The following is a 22,102-nucleotide window of genomic DNA, read 5'->3' as shown; positions in this document are numbered from 1 at the left end:
GGCACCCGGCCGGCGCCGGCGCCTCAGGGCCCGTCGGCCAGTCAGGATCCGTCGGCCAGGGCCTCCAGCGCGGCGTCGCAGCAGGCGACGTCCTGCTCACCGGCTCCGCCGGTGACCCCCAGTGCGCCCACCACCACTCCCTCCCGCAGGACGGGCACTCCCCCGGGCAGGAACGTCAGGCCCGGCTCGGCCGCCAGCAGGGCCGTCCTGACCGGCTCGGGGAACGCCTCGACGGCGACGTGGGTCGGCACGCGGAAGTTCAGCGCCCCGTACGCCTTCTTGCGCGCCAGCACCCCCGCGCTCGGGAAGCAACCGTCCATCCGCTGGGCGGCCACGGTGGTGCCGGAGGCGTCGACGACCTCGGCCGCGACGACCGCGCCGACCTTCCCGGCGTGGTCGACCACCGCCCTGAGCAGGGTGAGGGCCTGGTCGAGGGAGATGTCTGGCATGGTGGACTCCTTGTCCGTCGGGGGCCCGGCGGGCCCATGGCTGATCGGCGCGGGTCGGTGCCGGGAGAGCTGGCGGAGCCGGGGGACCACCCGCCGGGCGAAGATCGTCATGCTCCGCCGGAGGAGCGGCGTCGGCATCGCGTCCAGGATGCCCCCGCCGCCGACGTGGACGGCCGCGCCCGTGTCCCGGAGGTGTTCGTAGAGCCGGTCGCGGACGGTGCCGGGCGAGCCGACGAGGACGTGGCCCTGCGCGACGAGGTCGTCGTAGGACGGCGGCGGGAAACCCGGCGGGTCTCCCGCCCACGGCGTGCCGTCGGGCCCGGGGCCGCCCGGCACTGGCGGCGGGACGGGCGGCGGGACGGGCGGCGGTGACGCGGTCGCGCGAAGGAGGCGTTCGTACTGCTCCCGTGCCTGCTCGTGGGCGGTCCCGTCGTGCTCGGCGAGGTGGACCGGCACGCAGGTCACGACGCCCCCGGGGGCGCGTCCGGCCGCCGCTGCCGCCTGCCGGTACCGCCGGCAGACGTCGATGACCCAGGACCGGGGGCCGGTGGGCACCACGAGCGAGTGCCCCCGTCGGCCGGTCTCGACGACGGTCGGCCGACCGGCCTCGGTCAGCAGCCAGACCGGTGGGCTCGGCGACTGCCGGGGCCGCACCGGGGCGTCGACCCGGGGTCGGTAGTGGTGCCGGCCGTCCCAGCGGAAGGGCCGGTCCTCCGCCCACGACCGCACGATCAGGTCGAGCCCCTCCCAGAACCGCTCCTCCGCGGTGGTCGGGTCCAGCCGCGACGAGTGGAGATCGGCCCAGGTGCCCCGCACGAAACCGGCGTCGAGGCGTCCCGCCGACACGAGGTCGAGCGTCGCCAGTGTCCGCGCCAACAGCAACGGGTCGTCGTGCAGCGGCAGCGCGTTGCCGACGACGGCGATCCTGATCCGCGTGGTCCGCGCGGCGACGACGGCGGCCAGGACGTTCGGGTCGCCGACCCGGGCGTGCGACGCGAGGTGGTGGGCGCCCAGGCAGACGCCGTCGAACCCGAGCGCCTCGGCCGCGACGGCCTCGTCGACGTACGCGGGGAGCAGGTCGCGGCCCGCGCCGAGGTCCGTGCGCCCGGGTGGCGGACCGGCCGACCCCGTGACGAGGTGGTAGAAGCGCATCACCGGCTGCCGATCCCGTCGAGGAAGCCGCCGACCAGGTCGGCGACGGCGTCGGGCCGCTCGACCACGAGCGCGTGGCCCGCCGCCTCGACCACGGCCAGTCGCGAGTCGGGCAGCAGCCGGTGGTAGCGGCGCGGCACCTCGACCGGCACGTACCGGTCGGCGCCGCCCACCACGACGAGAGCCGGCGCGGTCACCCGCCGCAGCAGGCGGGGCAACCGCCGGCTGTACGGCCGGCGCCAGGACAGCCGCGCGTAGGCAGCCTGGTCGGCGTGCAGGCCACGCCGCCGGGCGGCGTGGGGCAGCGCGCCCACGGCGGGCAGATCGTTCATGGTCAGCTCGATCAGTTCCCGGTCCGTGGCGGCGAAGGGGTCGACGGCGACGGGCGGCCCGTCGGGCGGGGCCAGGCCGACCGGCGCGATCAGCACGAGCGCGCGCACCAGGTGCGGGTACGTCACCGCGAACTCCGCCGCCACCCAGCCGCCGAAGGAGTATCCGACGAGGTCGAACGGCCGGTGGAGGCCGAGCGTGCGGCGCAGGTCGTCGTAGTGCGTGACCAGGTCGTCGAAGCCGTGCAGCCAGTCCGGCATGGGCGTGTCCCCGCAGCCGAGCTGGTCGGGCGCGACGACGTCGGCGCGTCGCGCCAGCAGCTCGTGGAACCGCAGCCAACGACCGGCGAGGCCCGCCCCGTGCAGGAACAGCAGCGCGGGCCCGGCGCCGCGGCGGCGGACCGCCACCGGTGTGCCGTGCACGTCGATGAGGTCGGGCCGCACCGGCGGGGGCAGGCGCAGCCGCCGGTGCGTGGGGACGACCATCCCGTTCAGCTCCCGGCCCGCCGCCGCAGCACCCGCATCCGCAGTCCCGGCCGGGGCCGCACGATGATCCGCGCCTGGGGCTGTACCCGCTGTCCGCCCAGCGGTGCGAAGTGCCAGCTCTGGCAGATCGTGGCCAGGGCGATGACCGCCTCCATCTGCGCGAAGACGTTGCCGATGCACTGCCGGGGGCCACCACCGAACGGGAAGTACGCGAACTTGGGACGGTCCTGGCCGAGGGCGGTCCCGGTGAGCTGGTCGTCCTCGCCGGTGGGTTCCAGCCAGCGCTGCGGGGCGAACCGCTCGGGGTCGGCCCAGAGCCCGGGGTCGCGGTGCACGACCCAGGGGCTCATCATGACCATCGCATCCGGGGGCAGGCGGTAGCCGCTGAGGACGCGCTCCTGCAAGGGGCGACGCCCCACGGTCCACACCGGCGGGAAGATCCGCAACGCCTCCTGGAACACGGCCGTGGTCCACTTCAGCCGGGGCAGGTCCTCCAGGGTGGCCCGGCGGCCGTCGAGCACCTCGTCGACCTCCCGGTGCAGCCGGGCCAGCGCGGCGGGTTCCCCGACGAGCAGGTGCAGCGCCCACGCCAGGGCGTTGGCGGTGGTGTCGTGCCCGGCCATCAGCAGCGTCAGCGCCTCGTCGCGGACCTGACGGTCGTCCATCGGCTCGCCGGTGTCGGCGTCGCGCGCCTGCAGCAGCAGCGACAGCAGGTCCGCGCCGTCCGCGCCCTCGTCCCGGCGGCGGGCGATCAGCTCGAACACCACCGAGTCGAGCGCGGCGCGGCCCCGCCAGAACCGGATGTTCGACGGCGAGGGCAGCCGGGCCAGCAGGCCGCCCATCGGCATCAGGGCGTACCGCAGGGGCCCGTCGTTGCGCGGCATCGCGGTGCGGATGGTCTCCGCCTCCCGGCTGCCGAGGGCGACGTCGAAGACCGTGCGGGCCACGATGGACAGGGTCAGGGTGACCATCTCCCGCAGCATGTCCACCTCGCCCCCGTCCGGCCAGTCCCGCACGTGGCGCTCCGACAGCGCCGCGAAGTCCTCCGCGTACCCGGCGATGCGCTGCCGGTGGAACAGGGGCTGGATCAGCCGTCGCTGCCTGCGGTGCAGGTCACCGTCGCTGGTCAGCAGGCCCTGGCCGAGCAGCATCGTCAGGGGCGTCTCCCGGCGGCCGGTGGCGGCGCTGCGCAGGATGTCGTTGCCGTAGAAGCGGTTCGCCGTGACGAGCACCTCCTGGATGGCGTGCGGGTCGCTGACCAGGTAGATGGGTCGCTGCGGCAGGGGCAGGCGGACGAACGGCCCGTGCCGGTCGCGCATCTCGGCGAAGAACAGCGGCGGCTGGTTGGCCAGGGTGCGCAGCGCGCTCAGCGGAATCCGCTTCGGGCCCGGCATCGGCTGGGCCGCGTCGACGCGCGGTGAGGTGGTTCCGGTCATGGTCGCCTCTTCCGATCGCTGTTTGACAGGCGTGGTCAGTCGACGGGGCGACGGACCGGTGCGGTGCGCGACTCGTACACCCCGCGGTAGCCGAGGGCGCGGCCGAGCGGGGCGAGGGTCCGGAACACCAGGTCCTGCAGCCACAGCGGCGGCCCGGCGAGGTAGAGCTCCCCCCGGAAGTGCGCGCCGCTGACCGCCGCCTGGAGGATGCCGGGGATGCCGCGTCGGTTGGTGCGGCCGTCGGAGGCGAGCGCCCACATCGTCTGCAGGAGTTCGTCGGAGAGCATCGCCGGCCGCAGGGTGCTGTAGAGATGCGCCGAGGCCGAGGTGTGGTTGACGATCCGGTGGGCGACCCCCGGGGGCACGACGTACGTCCGGCCGGGCTCGGCGAGGATCTCCCGGCCCCCGATGCGGATCCGGACCTTGCCCTCCAGGACCTCGAAGGTCTCCTCCTGGCGGGGGTGGACGTGCGCCGCCGCCACGTACCCGCCGGCGGTGAGGTGGTAGTCCGCCTCCAGCAGCTTGCCGTCAGTCTCGTGACGGGTCGAGCGGAACACCGCCCGCTCCCCGGTCATCGTGTTCTCGATCATGTCGCCGGCCCGGGGCATCGGGCACCTCCTCGATGGTGTCGACGTACCTGGTGATGGCAGCGGTCCGGTCGGCGGGGCAGAGCAGGGCGACGTAGCGGTCCGGGCGGACCACGACCGCCGTCGGCCGCCGCACCCGCAGCGCCTGCGCCACCTCAGGCTGCGGCAGCCGCAGCACCGGCAACGCGGCCGGAAGCCCGTGCAGGGCTGGCCCGGCCGGGCCGACGAGGAGCACGCAGAAGCCGTCGGGGAGCAGGTCCCACAGCCGGGCGTCGCCGACCGTCACGTTCGGCAGGCGCCCGCCGGGGCCGGGCGCGAAGGGCAGGAGGGGGCGGCGTCCCGGGCTGACCGCCGATCTCCGGTAGCGCTGCGTCAACCCGGCCATCGCCGGCGCCGCGTACCGGTCGACCACGCCCAGCCGCATCGCCGCCCGCCACAGCCCGTCGCGGGCCCCGACGGCCACCGGGGACCGCAGGGTCCCGGCCCGGGTCGCCCGGTCGGTCGCCGCGACGACGGCCGCCGCGGCGGGCCTGCGCTCCACGTCGTAGCTGTTCAGCAGCTCGGCGGAGCTGCTGCCCCGGCACACCCTGGCGAGCTTCCAGCCGAGGTTGGCGGCGTCCTGCAGCCCCGAGTTGATGCCCTGCGCCCCGGCGGGGCTGTGCACGTGGGCGGCGTCGCCGGCGACCAGGACCCGGCCCAGCCGGAACCGGGTGGCGAGTCCCTGGCGCACGCGGAAGCCGGTCACCCACTCCGTCTCGTGCACCCGGACGGGGACCGCGGCGCGGCGCGCGGCCTCCGCCGCGAGGCGCTCCAGCGGCCAGTCGGCGGGGTCGGGCCGGGTCTTCCCGACGTTCATCGTGATGCGCCACGTCGGGGTGCCGCCGCCCGCGCGCAGCGGCACGACGTGCAGCACCTCCCCGGCGGAGAGGAAGTAGTTGACCCGCGTCGGTTCGAGTGCGGTGCTCAGCCGCACGTCCGCGCCGATCCACCCCTCCGGCTCCAGCCGCTGGCGCATGGCGATGCCGGCGGCGGCCCGGACGACGCTGTCGGAGCCGTCGCAGCCGACGACCCAGCCGAACCGGCGTTCCTCGGTGCCGCCGGGATGCCGCAGGACGACGGTGACGCCGAGCGGGTCGGCGCGCACCGCCACGCAGGCGACGCCGCGTTCGACCTCGCCGCCGAGCGCGGCGAGCCGGCGCTCCAGGATCTCCTCGGTCTCGTACTGCGGCAGCACCAGGCCGAACGGGAAGCGGCTGGGCAGGTCGTGGAGGCCGAAGGAGAGCGTCGGGCGGCCGTGCGACCAGGCCGTGGCGCCGGCGAGCCGGATGCCCCGGTCGACCGCCTCGTCGGCGGCGCCGAGGTCGGCCAGGATCTCCAGGACGCGGGGCCAGATCGCGATCGCCTTGCTCCGGTCGCCCCGCCGGACGCGGGCCTCCACCACCGCGCAGGGCACGCCGCGTCGGCGCAGCTCGCAGGCGAGCGCGAGGCCGGTGGGCCCGGCGCCGACCACGAGCACGGAGTCGTCGCCGGCCATCAGACGATCCGGTAGATCTCGTACTCGAGGCCGAGTCCGGGCAGGAACCGGCCCTGGCCGACGAAGAGGGCCTGGTTGACCCACTCGTATCCCTCGCCGCCCGTCTCCAGGCGGGGGGTGATGCGGAAGTAGTGGTCGGTGAACTCGGTGGGGGTGCCCTCCGCGAGCGCCCGGACGGTGGCGTCGTTCATCTCGATCAGGCCGTGGTACTGCGCGTAGAGGACGGCCCCGTCCTCCGTCTCGAACTGGGCGCGGACGTCCATCCGGGCCCAGTTGTCCGAGCCGACCAAGACCCAGTCGGCCCCCGCGCCGACCACCCTGGCCTTGATCCGGGGCCCGCTGAGCTCGCCCTCGACCACCTGGAAGACCATCCTGATCCCCATCGGGCCGGCGCCCACCATGAGGGGCGACTTGAGCTGGGCGGTGCAGCGTGCTTCGAATTCGAGATCCATGCTCACTCCTCGGGTTGGTGGCGGCGGAACACGAGCGAGGCGTTGTGGCCACCGAAGGCGAACGAGTTCGACAGGGCGGCGCGGACCTGCCGGGAGCGGCCGACGTTGGGCACGTAGTCCAGGTCGCACTCGGGGTCGGGGACCTGGTGGTTGACCGTGGGCGGGATCCACTGGTGCCGCAGGGCCAGCGCGCAGATCGCGGCCTCCAGGGCCCCGGCGGCACCGAGCAGGTGGCCTGTCATCGACTTGGTCGAGCTGACCGGCAGCGCTGCGGCGTGTGCGCCGAACGCCCGCCGGATGGCCACGGTCTCGGCGATGTCGGCCATCTTCGTCGACGTCGCGTGGGCGTTGACGTAGTCGACGTGGTCGGCGGGGAGGCCGGCGTCGGCCAGCGCCGCGGTCATGGCGGCCGCGGCGCCCCGGCCGGTGGGATCGGGGGCCGTCATGTGGTGCGCGTCGTTGCTCTGCCCGAACCCGGTGACCTCGGCGTAGACGCGCGCGCCCCGGCGCAGGGCCGCCTCGACCGGTTCGAGCACCAGCATCGCCGCGCCCTCGGCGAGCACGAAGCCGTCCCGGCGGGCGTCGAACGGCCGCGAGGCCCCCGTGGGGTCGTCGTTGCGTACGGACAGGGCGCGCATGTTCGCGAAGCCGGCGACGATCGGCGACACGAGGCAGGACTCGGCGCCGCCGGCCACCGCGGCGTCGGCGTACCCGTCGCGGACCAGCCGCATCGCCTGCCCGACCGCGTCGGTCGACGCCGCGCACGCGGTGACCGGCGCCGAACTGGGCCCGCGCAGGCCGAACCGGTGGGCGACGAAAGCGGCCGGCATGTTCGCGATCGAGTTCGGCACGAAGAAGGGCGACACCATCCGGGGCCGGTCGATGTCGACGTGCACGCCCCGCTCGATGCTCGCGGCCCCGCCGATCGCGCTGCCCACGACGGTGGCCGTGCTGTCCGGGTCCGCGAGGCCGCCCGCGTCGTCGACGGCCTGCTGGGCCGCCGCCAGCGCGAAGTGCAGCACCCGGTCCAGGCGGATGCAGTCCTTGCGGGACACCCAGTCGTGCGGGTCGAAGTCGACGACCTCACCGGCGATCTGCACGGGAAGCCGGGTCGCGTCGAACCGCGAGATGGGCCGGATCCCGGACGAGCCGCGCCGCAGCCCGTCCCACACCGCGTCCACGCCGACGCCGAGTGGGGTGACCAGGCCGATCCCGGTGACCGCCACCCGGCGACGGGTCGGCGTCATCGCGGCCCGTCGCCGTCGAGGCCGAACATGCGTTCCATCCGCATGGCGAGCTGCACGTCGCCCTGTACCCGCAGCTGCCCGTGCAGCATCAGGTCGACGCCGCGCCGGGCGCCGCTGGCCATCTCGACGAAGGCGGCGCTGTCGAAGACGAGCGTCACCGCGGCGGGACGGTCGGCGGCGACGGGCCGCACCTCGCACCCGTGCGGCCCGAGGGCGAGGTCGTACTCGATCGGTTCGGCCGGCGGCCGGCGCACCCGCCAGCGGGCCACGGTCTCCTCGCCGAGGAGGTTGCGGACGAAGAAGTCCGGCATCCGCCGGAACGCGTCGTGCAGCACCTCCGCGCCCGCCGGGGTGCGCAGCCAGGCCACGAGCTGGGCGCGGGTCAGGTCGGCCAGGGCGGCGCGGACCGCCGCCCGTTCCCCGGAGCGCAGGCCGGCCTCGGTCGCCGGCGCCAGGGCCTCCGGGCGCTCGGTATCGGTCATCGGATTCCCGCCCTTCCGACGGTCGTCGCCGACAGTCCCGCCGCGGCCGTCAACGCCGCCGCCAGTTCCCGCTCCGGGTCCTCGCCGGGCAGCCGGTCGGCCACGTGCCCGTCGGGCCGGACCAGCACCGCCTCCCGTGGGGCCAGCCGGTAGGCGTCGGCGAAGGCCCCGGTGGTGTCGACGACGGTGTCCGCCGACGCCGGTGAGTCGGCATCCGTCACGGCGACGAGCACCACCGGCACGGGGCCCGACCAGGCCCGTACGGCGTCCTGCCACCGGTCGGCGGGACCGGCCGTGAACAGCGCGAAGCCGTTCGCCGTCCAGTCCTCCACGGCGGCGCGGCGCGTGGCGGAGTCGAGCCAGGCGTGCGGCGCGCGCGCCCCGGGCACGGCCTCCGGCCGGTAGCGCACGACGTCGCGCACCACCTCGGCGGGGGCGTCGGCGGCCCGGGTCGCCGCCGGCGGGTACCGGAAGCCGAGGGCCTGCCCGGCGAAGTCGAAGTGGGGCCGGTGCTGTTCCAGCATCGGCGCGAGCGCCGCGACGGCGTCCCGGGCGTCGTCGCCGGCACGGGCCAGGGCCGTGGCGTAGGACGCGGCGTCGTGCTCCAGGAAGTCCCGCATGAGCAGCGCGTTGTGCTCGCTCTGCCGGGCGTTGAAGTCGGCCACGGGGCGGCGCTCCCGCTCGTAGTCGTCGAGCAGTGCCGTCCCGCCCCAGCCCCGCAGCACCGCCGCCAGCCGCCAGGCCAAGTGGTGGGCGTCCTGGATGCCGGTGTTCATGCCGAAGCCGCCGGTGGGCGGGAAGGTGTGGGCCGCGTCCCCGGCGACGAACACCCGCCCGGAACCGTCCCGCCACCGGTGCGCGGCGGTGGTGCCCATGGTCCAGGTCCGGACCGAGCGGACCTCGACCCGGACCGACGCGCCGACCGCCTCGGCGACGAGGGCCGCGTGGTCCCGGTCGGGGGCGAACAGCGTCTCGTCGGCGTCGTCGCCGAGCGCGGGCACCTCCAGCAGCCACTCGCTGCGCTGCGGGTCCACGGCGATGATCACCCCGTTCACCCGGGGGTTGACGATCCAGTACAGGGCGCTCTCCCGGCCCCGGATCCAGGGGGTGAGGTCGCCGATGAAGTGCACGTCCAGCAGGCGGCCCAGCGGCGGCTGGTGCCGCACCTCCAGCCCGGCCCGGCTGCGGATCCGGCCGTGCAGGCCCTCGGCGAGCACGGCGTACCGGGCCTCGACGTGCCCGACCACGCCGTCGGGGCCGCGGTGGGTGAGGCGGACGCCGACGTCCGGGTCGGCGACGAGGTCGGTCACCGTCGTGCCCGTCCTGAGCTCCACGTCGGGGTTCGCGCGCAGCGCGTCGGCGAGGATCCGTTCGAGCCGGTGCTGCGGGCAGATGGTCGGCAGCACGGGGCTCTGCGCCATCATCCGCATCAGCGTGGCGGCGTCGGGGACCAGCTCGATCGAGCCGAGGTGGACGCCCGCGAGGGAACGGACGAACGACACCCGGGGCATGTCCTCGATGGGCACCCCGGCCTGCCGGACGGCCTCCGCGAGCCCGAACCGGCGCAGGATCTCCATCGTCCGGGCGTTGACCATGGTGGCCCGCGGGTGCCGGGCGGGGGTGGCGCGCGCCTCGACGACCGTCGAGCGGATGCCGTGGGCCGCCAGGGCGTGTGCGGTGGCGAGGCCGACGGGGCCGCCGCCGACGATCGCCACCTCGGTACGGGAGTCCGTCACCGTGGGCCTGCCGACATGGTCGGTCCGGCGGCGGCGGCGAGCCCTGGCGCCAGGCGGCGGTGCACCGCCCTGGACAGCGCCCCCCGGTTCACGGCGTGGGCCGCGACGAGCGCCGGCAGTCCGAGCAGGATCGCCCCGGCCAGGGTGCCGACGAAGGCGCCGGTCAGCAGCGCCCGCCCGCCGGCGGTCCGGCGCTGTCGGATCCGGCGGCCCCACCACCCGAACGCGGCCCCGGCGAGCAGGTCCCCGGCGGCGATCGGCACCTCCACCGGTGCCGCGTCCCGGCGGTGCAGCAGGTCGCCGACGCGGTGGGCGAGGGGCGCGGCGGCCGGCGTGGTGAGCACGGCGGCGAGTTCCTCGCCCAGGTCGCGCACCCGCGTCAGCTCCCGCTCGTTCACGCCGGCCGCGGGGAACCGCCAGAAAGGGCCCCGGCGGCCGGCCAGCAGCCACCGCAGCGTGGTGACGAAGGTGACCCCGGCCGGCGCGGTGTCGATGGCGGCCACGGTGCCCACCAGCCGGCCGCCCGCCGCCTCCACCAGCCGACGGAACTCCAGCGCCGCCGAATACCACATGTTGCGGCACGCGACCACGCCGAGCACGTCCCGCCCGGCGAGGTGACCGCTGTCCAGCAGGGACCGGACGGGGATCGACGGGGCGAGGTACCAGACCTGGTAGCCGAGCACCACGAGGTCGCCCGGGGGCGCGGTGGGGGGGGCCAGGGTGTACGGCACCCGCGCCGCCGGGTCGACCGCCTCGGGGAAGATGCCGAAGAAGCGGCGCACCGGCCACGGGAAGGGGTACGGGGTGACCGGCCGGACCGTGACGGTGTCGACCTCGACGCCCGCCTTCACCAGCGGGGCCGTCAGGGCACCCAGGACCTCGTCGAGTTGGCCGGTCTGGCTGTAGGAGTAGACGGTCACGGTCGGCGGGGCCGAGGCGGCGTCCGGCACCCGTCAGCCCTCCCCGTCGGCGGTCACCGCGGTCAGGTGCATGAACGAGACGGAGAACCGGCCCGACTCGGGCACCATGCACAGCATGGTGTCGCCGGGGTTGACCAGCCCCTGGGAGAGGATCTCCTCCAGGATCACGTAGATGCTGGCGCACCCGATGTTGCCCACCTGCGGCAGGTTGCTGTACCACACGTCGACGGGCGGGCCGGGGGTGCCGCGGCGGGCCATCTCGCGCAGCACCATCTGCTTCATCCGCTCGCTGGAGTAGTGCGCGGGAAGCCAACGCAGGGTGTCGGGGTCGAACCGGCCGGCCGCCAGCAGCCGCTCGTACTCGTCGATGCCGACCTTCACCAGGTGCGGCAGCAACGCGAGGTTCTGCCGCAGGGACAGGGCACCGTCGGCGAGGGCGTCGGCCGGGGTGTCGTAGTCCCACCACGCCTTGGTGGAGGTGTTGTTCGGCAGGCCGAAGTACATGCAGGTGTCGCCGGTGTTCGCGTACGACGTCAGGGTGAGCCAGTCGATGCGCAGGCTGACCCCGGCGGAGGCGGGCCGGTCCTGGACGAGCGCCGCGCCGGCGCCGTCGGAGAGCATGTAGCGCAGGAAGGCCATCTCCAGCGCCAGGGAGCCCTCCTCGTCCACCGGGCGGACATCGCTGTTCCGGATGCTCTTGAAGCTGCGGGTCGGGTTCTCGCAGGCCACGGCGATCGCGTTGCGCTTCTCGCCGACGTTGATCTGGAGGTAGGCGTTCTTCAGGGCCATCATCCCGGAGTTGCACACGCCGTGCGTCGAGACGATCTCGCACGGCGCGTTGCCCAGCTCGCCGTGCACCATGCTGGCCATCCCCGGTGCGATCAGGTCCGGGATGGTGCTGCCGGCGGCGATCAGGTCGATGTCGTCGAGCTGGATCTCGGACCGGGCGACGGCGGCGCGCACGGCCTCCGCCGCCATCCGGGTGTTCGAGTACCGGGTCTGCTGGTTCTTGTCGATCGCGTAGTACCGCGTCTTGATGCCGGCGTTGGCGAGGGTCTGCTCCCGCAGGTTGGACGTGGCCCGGCCGATGACGCCGATGTAGTCCTCGACCTCCTCGTTGGGCACCGGCTCGCCAGGCAGGAAGCGGCCCATCGCGGTGATGTAGGCGGGCATGTGTCACCTCTCCAGGACGGTCGACTCGCCGGCGCCGGCGCCGGCCACGCGGTCCGACATGCGTCGGCGGACGAAGGCGACGACGTCGCCGACGGTCCGGATCTCGGCGATGCCCTCGTTGTCGAGGGCCACCGAGTACTTGCTCTGCAGCGCCTGCGCCATCCCGATCAGGTCCAGCGAGTCGAGACCCAGCTCGTCGAAGAGCTGCGTGGTCGGCCCCACCCGGGCCGGGTCGACGGCACAGTGGTTCGCCAACAGCGTCGTGACGTCGTCGTACAACTCGTCATCGAGCGTCATGCGCAACCTCCCCCGGTCGACGGCCGTGAGCCGTCGACGTCGTTGTCGTGCGGGCGGGGCCGTTACGCCCCGCGGCACGGGATACAGACTGTCGGCCGGCACCCCGGCCGACCATCCGGAGAACCCCGCTCGGGCACCCCGAATCAGCCGGCGCGGCGTCGGGCAGGGGTTCGGGGTGCCGACCACGCGTCGGGGCGGCCCGCCGCCCGAGTGGCGGGGCGCCGGATCCGTTCCCGCTCCACGGCTCGCGCGAGCAGGGCCCGCGAGGTGATGCCGAGCTTGCCGAAGATGCGGGTCAGGTGGGTCTCCACCGTCTTGGCGCTCAGCAGCAGGGCCGCGGCGATCTGCCGGTTGGTGCGGCCCGCCGCCACCAGCTCGGCGATCTGCCACTCCCGGTCCGACAACGGCAGGCGCTGGTCGGCCACCGTCGGCACCGGGCCCAGCGGGGTGCGCCGGCCGAGCCGGCGCAGTTCCCGGGCGGCCTCCCGTTCGTAGCGCACCGCGCCGCAGTCCCGGAACTCGTCGAGCGCGACCCGCAGCACGGTCGCCGCGCCGGCCCGGTTGCCGCCCAGGGCCAGCGCCGCGGCCTCGGTGAGCATGTCCCGGGCCGCCTCGACTCGCGCGCCGGCCGCGGCGGCGGACCGGGCGGCGGCGCGGGCGCACTCCGCCGCCGCGGCCGCCTCCCGTCGGGCGAGGTGCACCATCGCCCGGGCCCGTCGGGCGTGGACCGTGGCCATCGGCAGCCCCGTCGCCCGGGCGACGTCCTCGGCGGCGCGGGCCTGCTCGTCGGCCTCGTCGAAGCGGTTCTCGCCGAGCGCCGCCGCGGCGGCACAGCAGCGCCACGCCCCGTCGCTGACGGGGTCGACGGGTGCCACCCGCCGCAGCGCCACGACCGTCTCCAGGTCGGCGACGACGTCGCCCACGTCGATCCGGACGATGGTCGCCCACTGCTCGGCCACCGCCCGCGAGGTGTCGTCGTCGCCGGTCGCTGCGACGGCCTCCAGCGCCAGCCGAACCGCGCCGTCGTCGTCGTCGGCCAGCGTGCGGATCTCGGCGGCGGTCAGCAGCGCCCAGGGCAGGACGGCCCGCGCCTGCCCGTCCTCGGCGAGTTCGACGGCGGCCTCGACGAGTTCCGCCGCCTCCGCCGGCTCCCCGAGGGCGAGTCGGGCCCGGGCCGCGATCCACAGCGCCGGGGCGCGCCACCAGACGGCCGGGGCGGGCCGCCGGTGCGACAGCAGCCGGTCGACGAGCACGATGGCCTCGGCGTAGTCGCCCATCAGCAGTTCGAGCAGCGCCGGGACGAGCAGCGCCTCGGGGTGCGTCGGCAGTTCCCGGTCGCAGACCAGGGTCAGCTCCCGCCGGGCCGCGACGCGGGCCGCCAGCGCCTGGTTCATGGCGTGCTGCTGGAGCTGGCCGAGGCCGACGAGACCGTTGGCGAGGGCACGGGCGGGGGGCGTACGGGCGTGCCGGAGCGACTCCCCGGCCAGCCGCCGCAGCTCCGCGGAGTCGCCCGCCTGGGCGGCGGCGCAGGCCCCGAGCGCCGACAGCAGCGCCACGGCCTCCGCGTCGGCGCTGTCCGCTTCCGCGCGCAGCGCCCGGACCCGCTCCCGCGTCCTGGTGTGGTGTCCGGTCAGGAACTCGACCATGGCCAGCCGACGGGCCAGTTCGAGCCGGCCGTCGGAGCGTCGGTCGGGCTCGTGCGACCAGGCCCGGTCGTACGCGGCGCGGGCCTGCTGCAGCAACCCGGCCGCCGCGGCGGCGTCGCCCTGGCCCAGGAGCGCCTCGTGCCGGGCCACCGGGTCCCGTTCCAGGGCGCGGGCGGTCCGGAACCACTCGGCGGCCCGTGCCGGGTCCACGTCGACGGTCTCCCGCGCGGCCTCGGTCAGGGTGGCCGCCGCCTCCGGGTCCGGCGGGGTGGCGAACGCCGCCAGGTGCACGGCACGCCGCCGGGCGGGAGCGCCGCGCAGCGCCTCGGCGGCCCGCCGGTGGCCGGACACCCGGCGGCCCGGCGAGGCGAGCAGGTAGACCCCGTGGCGGACGATCGGCTGCCGGAAGGCGAACTCACGCGGTACGTCGGTCTCCCTGATCAGTCCGGAGGAGACCAGCTCGTCCGCCGCCAGGAGGGTCTGTTCGTCGGTGGTGCCGTTGACGGCCCGCACGAGTTCCAGGTGGAAGGTCTCCCCCACGATCGCCGCGGACGTGAGCAGGTGCCGCGCGGGCTCGCTGAGGCGGCCGAGTTCCCAGCGCAGCACGGTGACGATCCGGTCGGGAAGGCGGTCGACGGGCCGGCCGCCGCCCTGCTCGGCCAGGGCGCGCAGGTAGAAGGGGTTGCCGCCGCAGAGGCGCAGCAGCTCGGCCCGGCGGCGCGGGCCGCGTACGGCGGTCAGGAACGTCTCGGCCTCCCGGTCGGGCAGCGGCTCCAGCTCGACGGCGACGCCGGGCTGTTCGGTGCACAGGCACAGGCCGACCAGCGGCCCCTCGCATGGCCCGCTGCGCCAGGCGGCGAGCAGCAGCAGCCGGCCCTTGGGCTGCCGTTCGAGCAGGTGGGCGAGGAATGCCACGGATTCCCGGTCGGCCCACTGCAGGTCGTCGAGGACGAGGACGAGGCCCGACGGCTCGGCGAGCCGCTCCACGAGCGCCCGCATCGCCCGGTGGGCGCGGTAGTTGTTGTCCTGGGCCGCCTGCGGGCAGGTCTGGTCCCGGCCGCTCAGCGAGGGGAAGACCCGCGCGAGGTCGGCCACCCGGTTGTCGCCCAACCCGGCCAGCAGGTCGCCGCCCAGGCCGTCGAGGTAGTCGTCCAGCGCGTGCACCAGCAGGCTGAACGGCACGTGTCGCTCGTATTCGCTGCCCCGGCCCCGGAGCACCAGGAAGCCCTCCCCGGCGGCCTCCTCGGCGACCGCGTTGAGCAGCCAGGTCTTGCCGGTGCCGGGATCGCCCCGGACGAAGGCCCAGGCCGTGCCGGACCCCGCCAGGTCGAACACCGTACGCAGTTGGTCGAGTTCACGACGCCGCGGCGTCGCGGCGGTGTTGTCGATGAATGGCATTGCTCTCCCCCGTCTGGACGACCTCGGTGATGACGTTCGCCGGTGGCGGGGGCCGCGCCGCCGGCCGGGCGCCGGGGCTCACGGCACCTGGACGACCTGGGCGGCGTAGGCCAGCCCGGCACCGAAGCCGACCAGCAGCGCCCAGTCGCCGCGGTGGGCGCGCCCGGCCTGCCGGAGCTGTTCCAGGGCCAGCGGGATGGACGCCGCGGAGGTGTTTCCGGCGTTGATGATGTCGTCGGCGACCGGGGTGTCGGCCGACAGGCCGAGCCGTTCGGCGGCCCGCTCGATGATGCGCAGGTTGGCCTGGTGCGGCACGAACGCCCTGACCTGGGCCATCTCCAGGCCCGCTGCCTCCACCGCGCGCCGGCCGAGCTCCGGAACGGTGTCGATGGCCCAGCGGAACACCTCGCGCCCCGCCATCTGCATGGTCGGCCAGGGCTGCTCCGGTCGGTCCCGGTAGTCCCGCCAGCTCGCCCCGTGGGCGATGAGCTCGCGGCGGGCGCCGTCGGCGCCCCACACCGTCGGCCCGATCCCCATCGTGTCGCCGGGGCCGATGACCACGGCCCCGGCGCCGTCGGCGAACAGCAGCGCGGCGCTGCCCTCGCGGGAGACCAGGTCGGTCATCCGGTCGACGCCGATCAGCAGCACGTGTCGCACGGTCCCGGCGCGGACCAGCGCGTCGGCCATGCCCACCCCGTAGCTGAACCCGGCGCAGGCGGCGTCGATGTCGAGTGCCGCCGCCCGCCGGGCCCCCAGCCTGAAGGCGATCTCGGGGGCCGCCGCCGGGGTCTGCCGGAGGTCCGACATGGAGGCGACGAGCACCATGTCGACGGCGTCGGCGGAGATGCCGGCGGCGGCCATCGCCCGGCTGCCGGCCCGGCTGGCCATTTCCGTGATGGTCTCGTCCGCGGCGGCGTGTCCACGTCGTACGACGCCGGTGCGGCGCCTGACCCAGTCGTCCGTATAGGTCGTGCCCCGCACCAGATCATCGTTACACACAATTGTTCGTGGTCGATATGTGCCGATGCCGATCATCCTCGCGCCAGAAGTCGCCAAGGCCACCTACACCACCAATCGCACGTTCTCGGCAAACGGGAATGTGAATCGCCCACGACTTCGCACCGAATCGAATCGCCCGCTTTGCGGGGACCCACGATCCGGCTCACCCAGCAACGAACAACAAAGGGGAAGCGCGGCCTCCGATGGCCACACATGTCAGACAGGACAGCTCAGATTCCCCCCGAAGCTGCACTCAACCTTCGCCAAGTTACTGCCGGCAACCCGATGCTCACGATGACGGATGCAAATTTTTCACGATGTGAAATCTGTTCACGCCCCGATAACATCGAAGCCACTGAGGACGGACGCGACGCGCCAAGCCAGGGAATCGACGCCGATAACCGTTCAAAATGGCCCGACGGGTCGCCGGATACGCCGTCACGACCAATCATTGACGGAAACCGGACAGTTTCCGCTCACCCGTCGGCCACGACCCCCGCGCCCATCGGCGTCAACTCGGCCACGGTCGCGCGCACCAACTCGGCGAGACCGCCGGGGCCGACGACGATCCGCCCCTCCAGCAGGAGCGAGGCGAGGCCGTGCACGAGCGACCAGGTGGCGAGCAGCGCCGCAGGCCGCCGCCCGGCCGGCGCCTCTCGCGCCAGGCGGCCCTCGATGACCGCCGTGCACCTCGCGGCCGCGGCGAGCGCCTCGGCGTTCGACCGTCCACACGGGTAGGCGTACATCAGCCGGAACAGCCCCGGGCGGTCCAGGGCGAACCGCACGTACGCCTCGGCCATGGCGGGGATCGCCTCCGCCGCGCCGCCCGCGCCGTCGGCGGCCGAGAGGCACTCGGCGAGGGCGTCGTATCCGCGCACCGCCAGGGCGGTGAGCAGCGCGTCCTTGTCCGCGTAGTGCCGGTACGGGGCGTTCGCGGAGACCCCGGCGCGGCGCGCCACCTCCCGCAGCGACAGCGCCCCGGGCTCACCGGAGGCCAGCAGCAGCTCCATCCCCGCGTCGAGCAGGGCGTGCGGCAGATTGCCGTGGTGGAAGGGACCCGACCGCGATGTTGACACTGCACACACCCTCTCCTACGCTGGCATCCGCCCGTGACATCCGAGCACCGCCCCCCGCACCGCGCGCAACCAGCCTTCCTGACCACTCCTTGAGCGGAGCGCGTAGTCATGACCGTGCGGCACGTGGACGTCGTCATCGTCGGGGCCGGCCTGTCCGGCATCGGCGCAGCCTACCGACTACAGACCAGAAGACCGGGCACCTCCTTCCTCGTCCTCGAGGCGCGCGACGCCCTCGGCGGCACCTGGGACCTCTTCCGCTACCCCGGCGTCCGCTCGGACTCCGACATGTTCACCCTCGGTTACCCGTTCCGCCCCTGGACCGGCGAGCGGTCCATCGCCGACGGGGCGGGCGTCCTCGACTACATCCGCCGCACGGCCGTCGACGCCGGCCTCGACCGGCACGTCCGGCTCCGCCACCGGGTGGTGCGGGCGTCCTGGTCCTCGGCGCACGCCCGGTGGACCGTGGAGGCCGAGGTCGGCCCGCAGCGGCAGCCGGCCAGCTGGTCGTGCCGCTTCCTCTACCTGTGCAGCGGCTACTTCAGCTACACCGGCGGCCACGAGATCGACCTGCCCGGGCGGGAGACCTTCCAAGGCCGGGTGGTGCACCCGCAGGACTGGCCCGAAGACCTCGACCACGCCGACCGGCGGGTCGCCGTGATCGGCAGCGGCGCCACCGCGATCACCCTCGTGCCGGCGCTGGCCGAACGGGCGGAGCACGTCACGATGGTGCAACGGTCGCCGACGTACGTCGTCGCACAGCCCACCCGGGACCGGATGGTCGCCGCCCTGCGGGCGGTGCTGCCGGCGGCGGCCGTGCACCGGACCGCCCGGGTCAAGAACGTCGCGGTCACGACCCTCGCCTACCACCTCATGCGGCGCTGGCCGGCCCGCGCCGCGGCCCTGTTGCGGGCGGGCGTGGCCCGGGAACTCGCCGGCGTGCTGCCGCTCGACCCGCACTTCCGCCCCCGCTACGACCCGTGGGACGAGCGCCTGTGCCTCAGCGCCGACGGGGACTTCTTCCGGGCCATCAGGCAACGGCGCGCCACCGTGGTGACCGGCGAGGTCGCCGCGCTGGTCCCCGACGGGCTGCGGATGGCCTCCGGCGAGACGGTGCCCGCCGACATCGTCGTCACCGCCACCGGCCTGCGCATGGTCGCGGTGGGCGAGATCGCCCTCCACGTCGACGGCACGCCGGTCGACCCGGGCCGGACGCTGATGTACAAGGGCATGATGCTGTCCGGCGTGCCGAACCTCGCCTGGTGCGTCGGCTACGCGAACGCGTCGTGGACGCTGCGCGCCGACCTCACCTCGCAGTACGTGTGCCGGCTGCTCGCGCACCTGGACCGCCGCGGGCTCGCGTGGGCCGCGCCCCACGTCGACGGCCGGGTCGAAGCCGTCCGCCCCCTGGTCGGCCTCACGTCGGGATACGTGCGCCGGGCCGCCGCGAGCCTGCCCAAGCAGGGCGAACGGCCACCCTGGCGGGTCCGCCGCAGCTATCCGTCCGACCTCGTCGCCCTGCGCTACGGGCGGATCGCGGACAGCGCCATGCGCTTCGGCGTGCGGGGCACACCGGTGCGCCCCCGCAGCGACCAGGAGTCCCTCGTGTGACCCCGTCGGCACGGCCACGGGGCGACACGCGCGTCCACGCGGCGACCCGAGCCGCTCCGGCCGCCGGAACGGCGGGGCCCACCCGCCACTATGCGGGGCGGGCGGGCCACGCCTGGTCCACCGTCGACCGGTCAGTTTCCGATGGCTGACTGCGGTCCGGCGTACGTCCTGACCAGGCTCGGCACCTGGGACGCCGGGTGGAGGGTGTAGGAGTAGAAGTTGCTCGGGTTGAACGCCGAGCCGCCGGTCTCCTGCTGGCCGCTGCAGCTGACGCAGATGCTGCCGGACTGGCGCAGCTCGGCGGTGTCGTCCCGGTAGTACGGGTCCTTCACGCCCTCGAAGTAGCTGTTCTCCAGGACCATCTTCGTGTAGCCGCGCGAGTAGTTGCCGTAGCCCGTGACGCTCTGCAGGTAGTTGTTGTAGAGGTGGGCATAGGCCACGTTGTCGGTGCTGGGGTTACGCGAGTTGGTGTGGTGGATCCAGTTGTGGTGGATGGTCATCCGGGCGGTGACGTTGGTGGTCCAGCCGATGCCGAACGCCTTGTTGCCCTCGCCGATGACGTTCCACGAAACGGTCAGGTTCGTGGTGTCCTTGCGGCTGTCGATCAGGCCGTCGTTCATCCGCACGATCTGGTTGTGATCTATCCAGATCTTGTTGGCGGTGTCCATCTGGATGCCGTCGTAGTCGAACTCCTTGTCGTCCGGGTCATCGGACGTCATCCTGGTGTCGCGGATCGTCAGGTTCCGGATGATGACGTTGCTGGTGCCCTCGCTGAGGAAGAACCCGCCGTTGACGATCTGGCCGTTCTTGCCGACGCCCACGATCGTCTTGTTGGACGTGACCGGGATCTCCTTGCCGTACGGGCTCACCGTGATCGCCGCGTTGACCCGGATGACGTGCGCAGCGCTGGCGCCGGCGTACCGCTCCAGGTCGGCCTGGTTGGTGACGGTGACCGTGGTGCCGCCCGCGCCGCCGGTGGTGCCGGCCGCCCCGGCGAACCCGTCGGGGCTGTTGGCGTACGGGACGCCGCTGGGCGGCGGGGTGGTCGGGGGCGGGGTGGTCGGCGGCGGCGCCGTCGGGGTGCCGCTGGTGGGCGTGACCCCGCCCGTGCAGGCGGTGCCGTTGAGGGCGAAGTTCGTCGGCACCGGGTTGCTGCCGTTCTGCGTCCCGCTGAACCCGAAGCTGGCCGTGCCGTTGGCGGGGATCGCCGCGTTGTAGCTGACGTTCGTCGCGGTGATGTTCGACGTTCCGGCCGGGATCGTCGCGTTCCACGCCTGGGTCACCTGCTGACCCGCGGTGAACGTCCAGGTCAGCTTCCACCCGTTGACGGCGTCGCCGAGGTTGGTGACGGTCACGTCGCCGTTGAAGCCGCCGTCCCACGAGCTGGCGACCTTGTAGTCGACGCGGCAGCCCGCCGCCGCCTGGGCGGAGACCGCCGTCACCGCGCCCACCGCCGCGAGCGCGGCGGTCGTGCCCAGCACCAGCGCGGACCGCCAGGTGCCGCGCGCCTTCTTCGTCGTCATCGAGTCTCCGGAGGAGGGGGTGAGAGACTCGTTGTCGAGCGGGGTCACATCGGGTTCCAGCCGTCGGAGCCCGCGAGGTACTTCTGCGGCGTGTAGTTGGCCGCCTGCGAGTCGCTGAGCTGCGGACGGTTGCTGTTGACGCCCGCACCGGCCCCGGTGTTGCGGTATTCCAGGAACCGGGCGTTCTGCCAGACGTTGCCGGACATGTCGGTCCAGGGTTGCGCGGTCTTGATGGTCCCGCTGAGCGACGACTCCCGGTACAGCACCTGGGCGGTCGGGCCCCACGGCCGGCCGAGGGTGGTGGTGTTGCTGGTCGCGCCGGTGATGGTCGAACGGTAGATCAGCATCCCGTACGTCTTGTTGGCGGGCGTGCGGGCGGCGGTGATCGGCCCGCCGGTGGACCGCTTCTCGTAGATCGAGGCCCGGTCGAGCACGACGGTGCCGCCGCCGAAGATGAAGTCGACGGTGCCCTCCACGTAGGAGTCGACCACGTAGGCGCGGGTGTTGTCGTTGACCAGGAAGGTGTCCTGGTCGCCGAGCAGCCGCACGTTGCGCAGCACCGCGCGGTCGGCGTTGAGGTGCAGGGCGACCGCCTGCTGGTCGCTGTTGTTCCAGTTCTCGACGTAGTCGTTGGAGATCGTCAGGTTCTCCGCGACGAAGTTGGCCCCGTAGACGAACATGCTGGCGCTGTTGAACGTGCCGTGGGTGGCGGCGTAGTTGTTGTAGACGAGCACGGTGTTCGACGGCGACGAGCCCAGGCCCCGCAGGGTGATGTGGGGCTTGTTGGCCGGCACCGTGACGACCTCGCGGTAGGTGCCCGGCTTGATCGTGATGGTGACCCGCGAGCTGTTGTTCGTCGGCACCGCGTTGATCGCGGCCTGCACGGTGCGGTACGTGCCGGTGCCGTCGGACGCCACGGTCGGCGTCCCGGCAGGGGGCGGGGTCGTCGCGGGCGGGGTCGTCGGCGGCGGAGTGGTCGGGGGCGCAGTGGTCGGCGGCGGGGTCGTCGGCGGGGTGGTGGTGGGCGCGGTCGTGCCGGTGCAGGCGGTGCCGTTGAAGGTGAAGACGGTCGGTGCGGGGTTGCTGGAGTTGTTCCAGGACCCGTTGAAGCCGACCTCCACCGTGCCGTTGGTCGGGATGGACGCGGTGTAGTCCACGTTCGTCGCGACCACGTTGCCACTGGCCGGGCTCGCGGTGAAGCCCCACGACTGGGTCACGGCCTGACCGGCGGTGAACGTCCAGCCCAGGCGCCATCCGGTGACGGCGTCCCCCAGATTCTTGATCCTGATGGTGGCGCTGAAGCCGCCGTCCCACTGACTGGCCACCGCGTAGGTGACCTGGCAGCCGGCCGCGGCCTGCGCGGAGCCGGTGGTCGCGACGCCCGCGACGACCGTGGTGGCGGTGGTGAGGGCGGCGGCGGCCACCGACAGGACTCGCCGCCGCCTCGACAGAACGTTCACGCTGACTCTCCCAGGGGTCCTGGCCTGCAGGCGGGCCAGCCATCGAGATTGGCCTATATTACGGGGCCATATCGTGGCACGGCGCGGACGAGCTGTAAAGCGCTTTCCCCGA

General features: G+C 74.1%; 18 protein-coding genes. 1 reads left to right on the top strand and 17 read right to left on the bottom strand.

Going from position 1 to position 22,102, the window contains the following annotated elements:
- Positions 1–41 precede the first annotated feature (41 nt).
- The 15 genes from TK50_RS32240 to TK50_RS14320 form a co-directional block, all read right to left on the bottom strand.
- Positions 42–1,601 (bottom strand): LLM class flavin-dependent oxidoreductase, encoded by a 1,560-nt coding sequence (locus tag TK50_RS32240; protein ID WP_052503767.1) that lies wholly within the window; start codon positions 1,599–1,601, stop codon positions 42–44.
- A complete protein-coding gene (locus tag TK50_RS14385) occupies positions 1,601–2,416 on the bottom strand; it encodes an alpha/beta fold hydrolase (protein ID WP_043963217.1) in 816 nt (271 codons plus the stop codon). Before TK50_RS14385 ends, TK50_RS32240 begins: the two co-directional genes overlap by 1 nt.
- A gap of 5 nt (positions 2,417–2,421) precedes the next feature.
- Entirely contained in the window at positions 2,422–3,852 is a 1,431-nt protein-coding gene (locus TK50_RS14380) for a cytochrome P450 (RefSeq protein ID WP_043963215.1), read from the bottom strand.
- Between the two features lie 35 nt (positions 3,853–3,887).
- Entirely contained in the window at positions 3,888–4,460 is a 573-nt protein-coding gene (locus tag TK50_RS32235) for a cupin domain-containing protein (protein WP_052503766.1), read from the bottom strand.
- A complete protein-coding gene (locus tag TK50_RS14370; protein WP_052503765.1) occupies positions 4,381–5,973 on the bottom strand; it encodes an FAD-dependent monooxygenase in 1,593 nt (530 codons plus the stop codon). The genes TK50_RS32235 and TK50_RS14370 overlap by 80 nt, the downstream gene beginning before the upstream one ends.
- Positions 5,973–6,425 carry a DUF3237 domain-containing protein gene (locus tag TK50_RS14365; RefSeq protein ID WP_043963214.1) on the bottom strand — a complete coding sequence of 151 codons (453 nt, stop codon included), beginning with the start codon at positions 6,423–6,425 and terminating at the stop codon, positions 5,973–5,975. The genes TK50_RS14370 and TK50_RS14365 overlap by 1 nt, the downstream gene beginning before the upstream one ends.
- Before the next feature lie 2 nt (positions 6,426–6,427).
- Positions 6,428–7,672 (bottom strand): beta-ketoacyl-ACP synthase II, encoded by a 1,245-nt coding sequence (gene fabF / locus TK50_RS14360; RefSeq protein WP_043963213.1) that lies wholly within the window; start codon positions 7,670–7,672, stop codon positions 6,428–6,430.
- Positions 7,669–8,154: an SCP2 sterol-binding domain-containing protein gene (locus TK50_RS14355; protein WP_043963212.1), complete on the bottom strand. Its 486-nt coding sequence runs from the start codon at positions 8,152–8,154 to the stop codon at positions 7,669–7,671. Before TK50_RS14355 ends, fabF begins: the two co-directional genes overlap by 4 nt.
- Entirely contained in the window at positions 8,151–9,890 is a 1,740-nt protein-coding gene (locus TK50_RS14350) for an FAD-dependent oxidoreductase (protein WP_043963211.1), read from the bottom strand. Before TK50_RS14350 ends, TK50_RS14355 begins: the two co-directional genes overlap by 4 nt.
- Positions 9,887–10,840 (bottom strand): hypothetical protein, encoded by a 954-nt coding sequence (locus tag TK50_RS34160; RefSeq protein WP_052503764.1) that lies wholly within the window; start codon positions 10,838–10,840, stop codon positions 9,887–9,889. Before TK50_RS34160 ends, TK50_RS14350 begins: the two co-directional genes overlap by 4 nt.
- Positions 10,841–10,843: 3 nt before the next feature.
- Entirely contained in the window at positions 10,844–11,983 is a 1,140-nt protein-coding gene (locus TK50_RS14340; protein WP_043963210.1) for a hypothetical protein, read from the bottom strand.
- 3 nt (positions 11,984–11,986) lie between these two features.
- Positions 11,987–12,280 carry an acyl carrier protein gene (locus TK50_RS14335; protein ID WP_043963208.1) on the bottom strand — a complete coding sequence of 98 codons (294 nt, stop codon included), beginning with the start codon at positions 12,278–12,280 and terminating at the stop codon, positions 11,987–11,989.
- 143 nt (positions 12,281–12,423) lie between these two features.
- On the bottom strand, positions 12,424–15,324 hold the full coding sequence (locus TK50_RS14330; RefSeq protein WP_043963207.1) for a helix-turn-helix transcriptional regulator: 2,901 nt from the start codon (positions 15,322–15,324) through the stop codon (positions 12,424–12,426).
- A gap of 78 nt (positions 15,325–15,402) precedes the next feature.
- Complete coding sequence (locus TK50_RS14325) at positions 15,403–16,359, bottom strand: beta-ketoacyl-ACP synthase 3 (RefSeq protein ID WP_043963205.1); 957 nt, start codon at positions 16,357–16,359, stop codon at positions 15,403–15,405.
- A 440-nt stretch (positions 16,360–16,799) separates the two neighbouring features.
- The gene (locus TK50_RS14320; RefSeq protein WP_063838572.1) at positions 16,800–17,399 is read right to left on the bottom strand and encodes a TetR/AcrR family transcriptional regulator; all 600 of its coding nucleotides are present in this window, start codon (positions 17,397–17,399) and stop codon (positions 16,800–16,802) included.
- Positions 17,400–17,507: 108 nt separating this feature from the next.
- On the opposite strand from TK50_RS14320, the gene TK50_RS14315 reads away from it, so the two are divergent.
- Positions 17,508–19,007: a flavin-containing monooxygenase gene (locus TK50_RS14315; protein ID WP_043963203.1), complete on the top strand. Its 1,500-nt coding sequence runs from the start codon at positions 17,508–17,510 to the stop codon at positions 19,005–19,007.
- Between the two features lie 131 nt (positions 19,008–19,138).
- Here the strand turns inward: TK50_RS14315 and TK50_RS14310 are convergent, their stop codons facing one another.
- Positions 19,139–20,530 (bottom strand): cellulose binding domain-containing protein, encoded by a 1,392-nt coding sequence (locus TK50_RS14310; RefSeq protein ID WP_043963202.1) that lies wholly within the window; start codon positions 20,528–20,530, stop codon positions 19,139–19,141.
- Between the two features lie 44 nt (positions 20,531–20,574).
- On the bottom strand, positions 20,575–21,990 hold the full coding sequence (locus TK50_RS14305) for a pectinesterase family protein (protein WP_229406145.1): 1,416 nt from the start codon (positions 21,988–21,990) through the stop codon (positions 20,575–20,577).
- Positions 21,991–22,102 lie beyond the last annotated feature (112 nt).

Origin of the sequence: Micromonospora haikouensis, assembly GCF_000876225.1 — a bacterium.
Taxonomy (GTDB): domain Bacteria; phylum Actinomycetota; class Actinomycetes; order Mycobacteriales; family Micromonosporaceae; genus Micromonospora; species Micromonospora haikouensis.
Note: the sequence above shows the minus strand (reverse complement) of the source record. Positions and strands in the feature narration are given on the sequence as shown.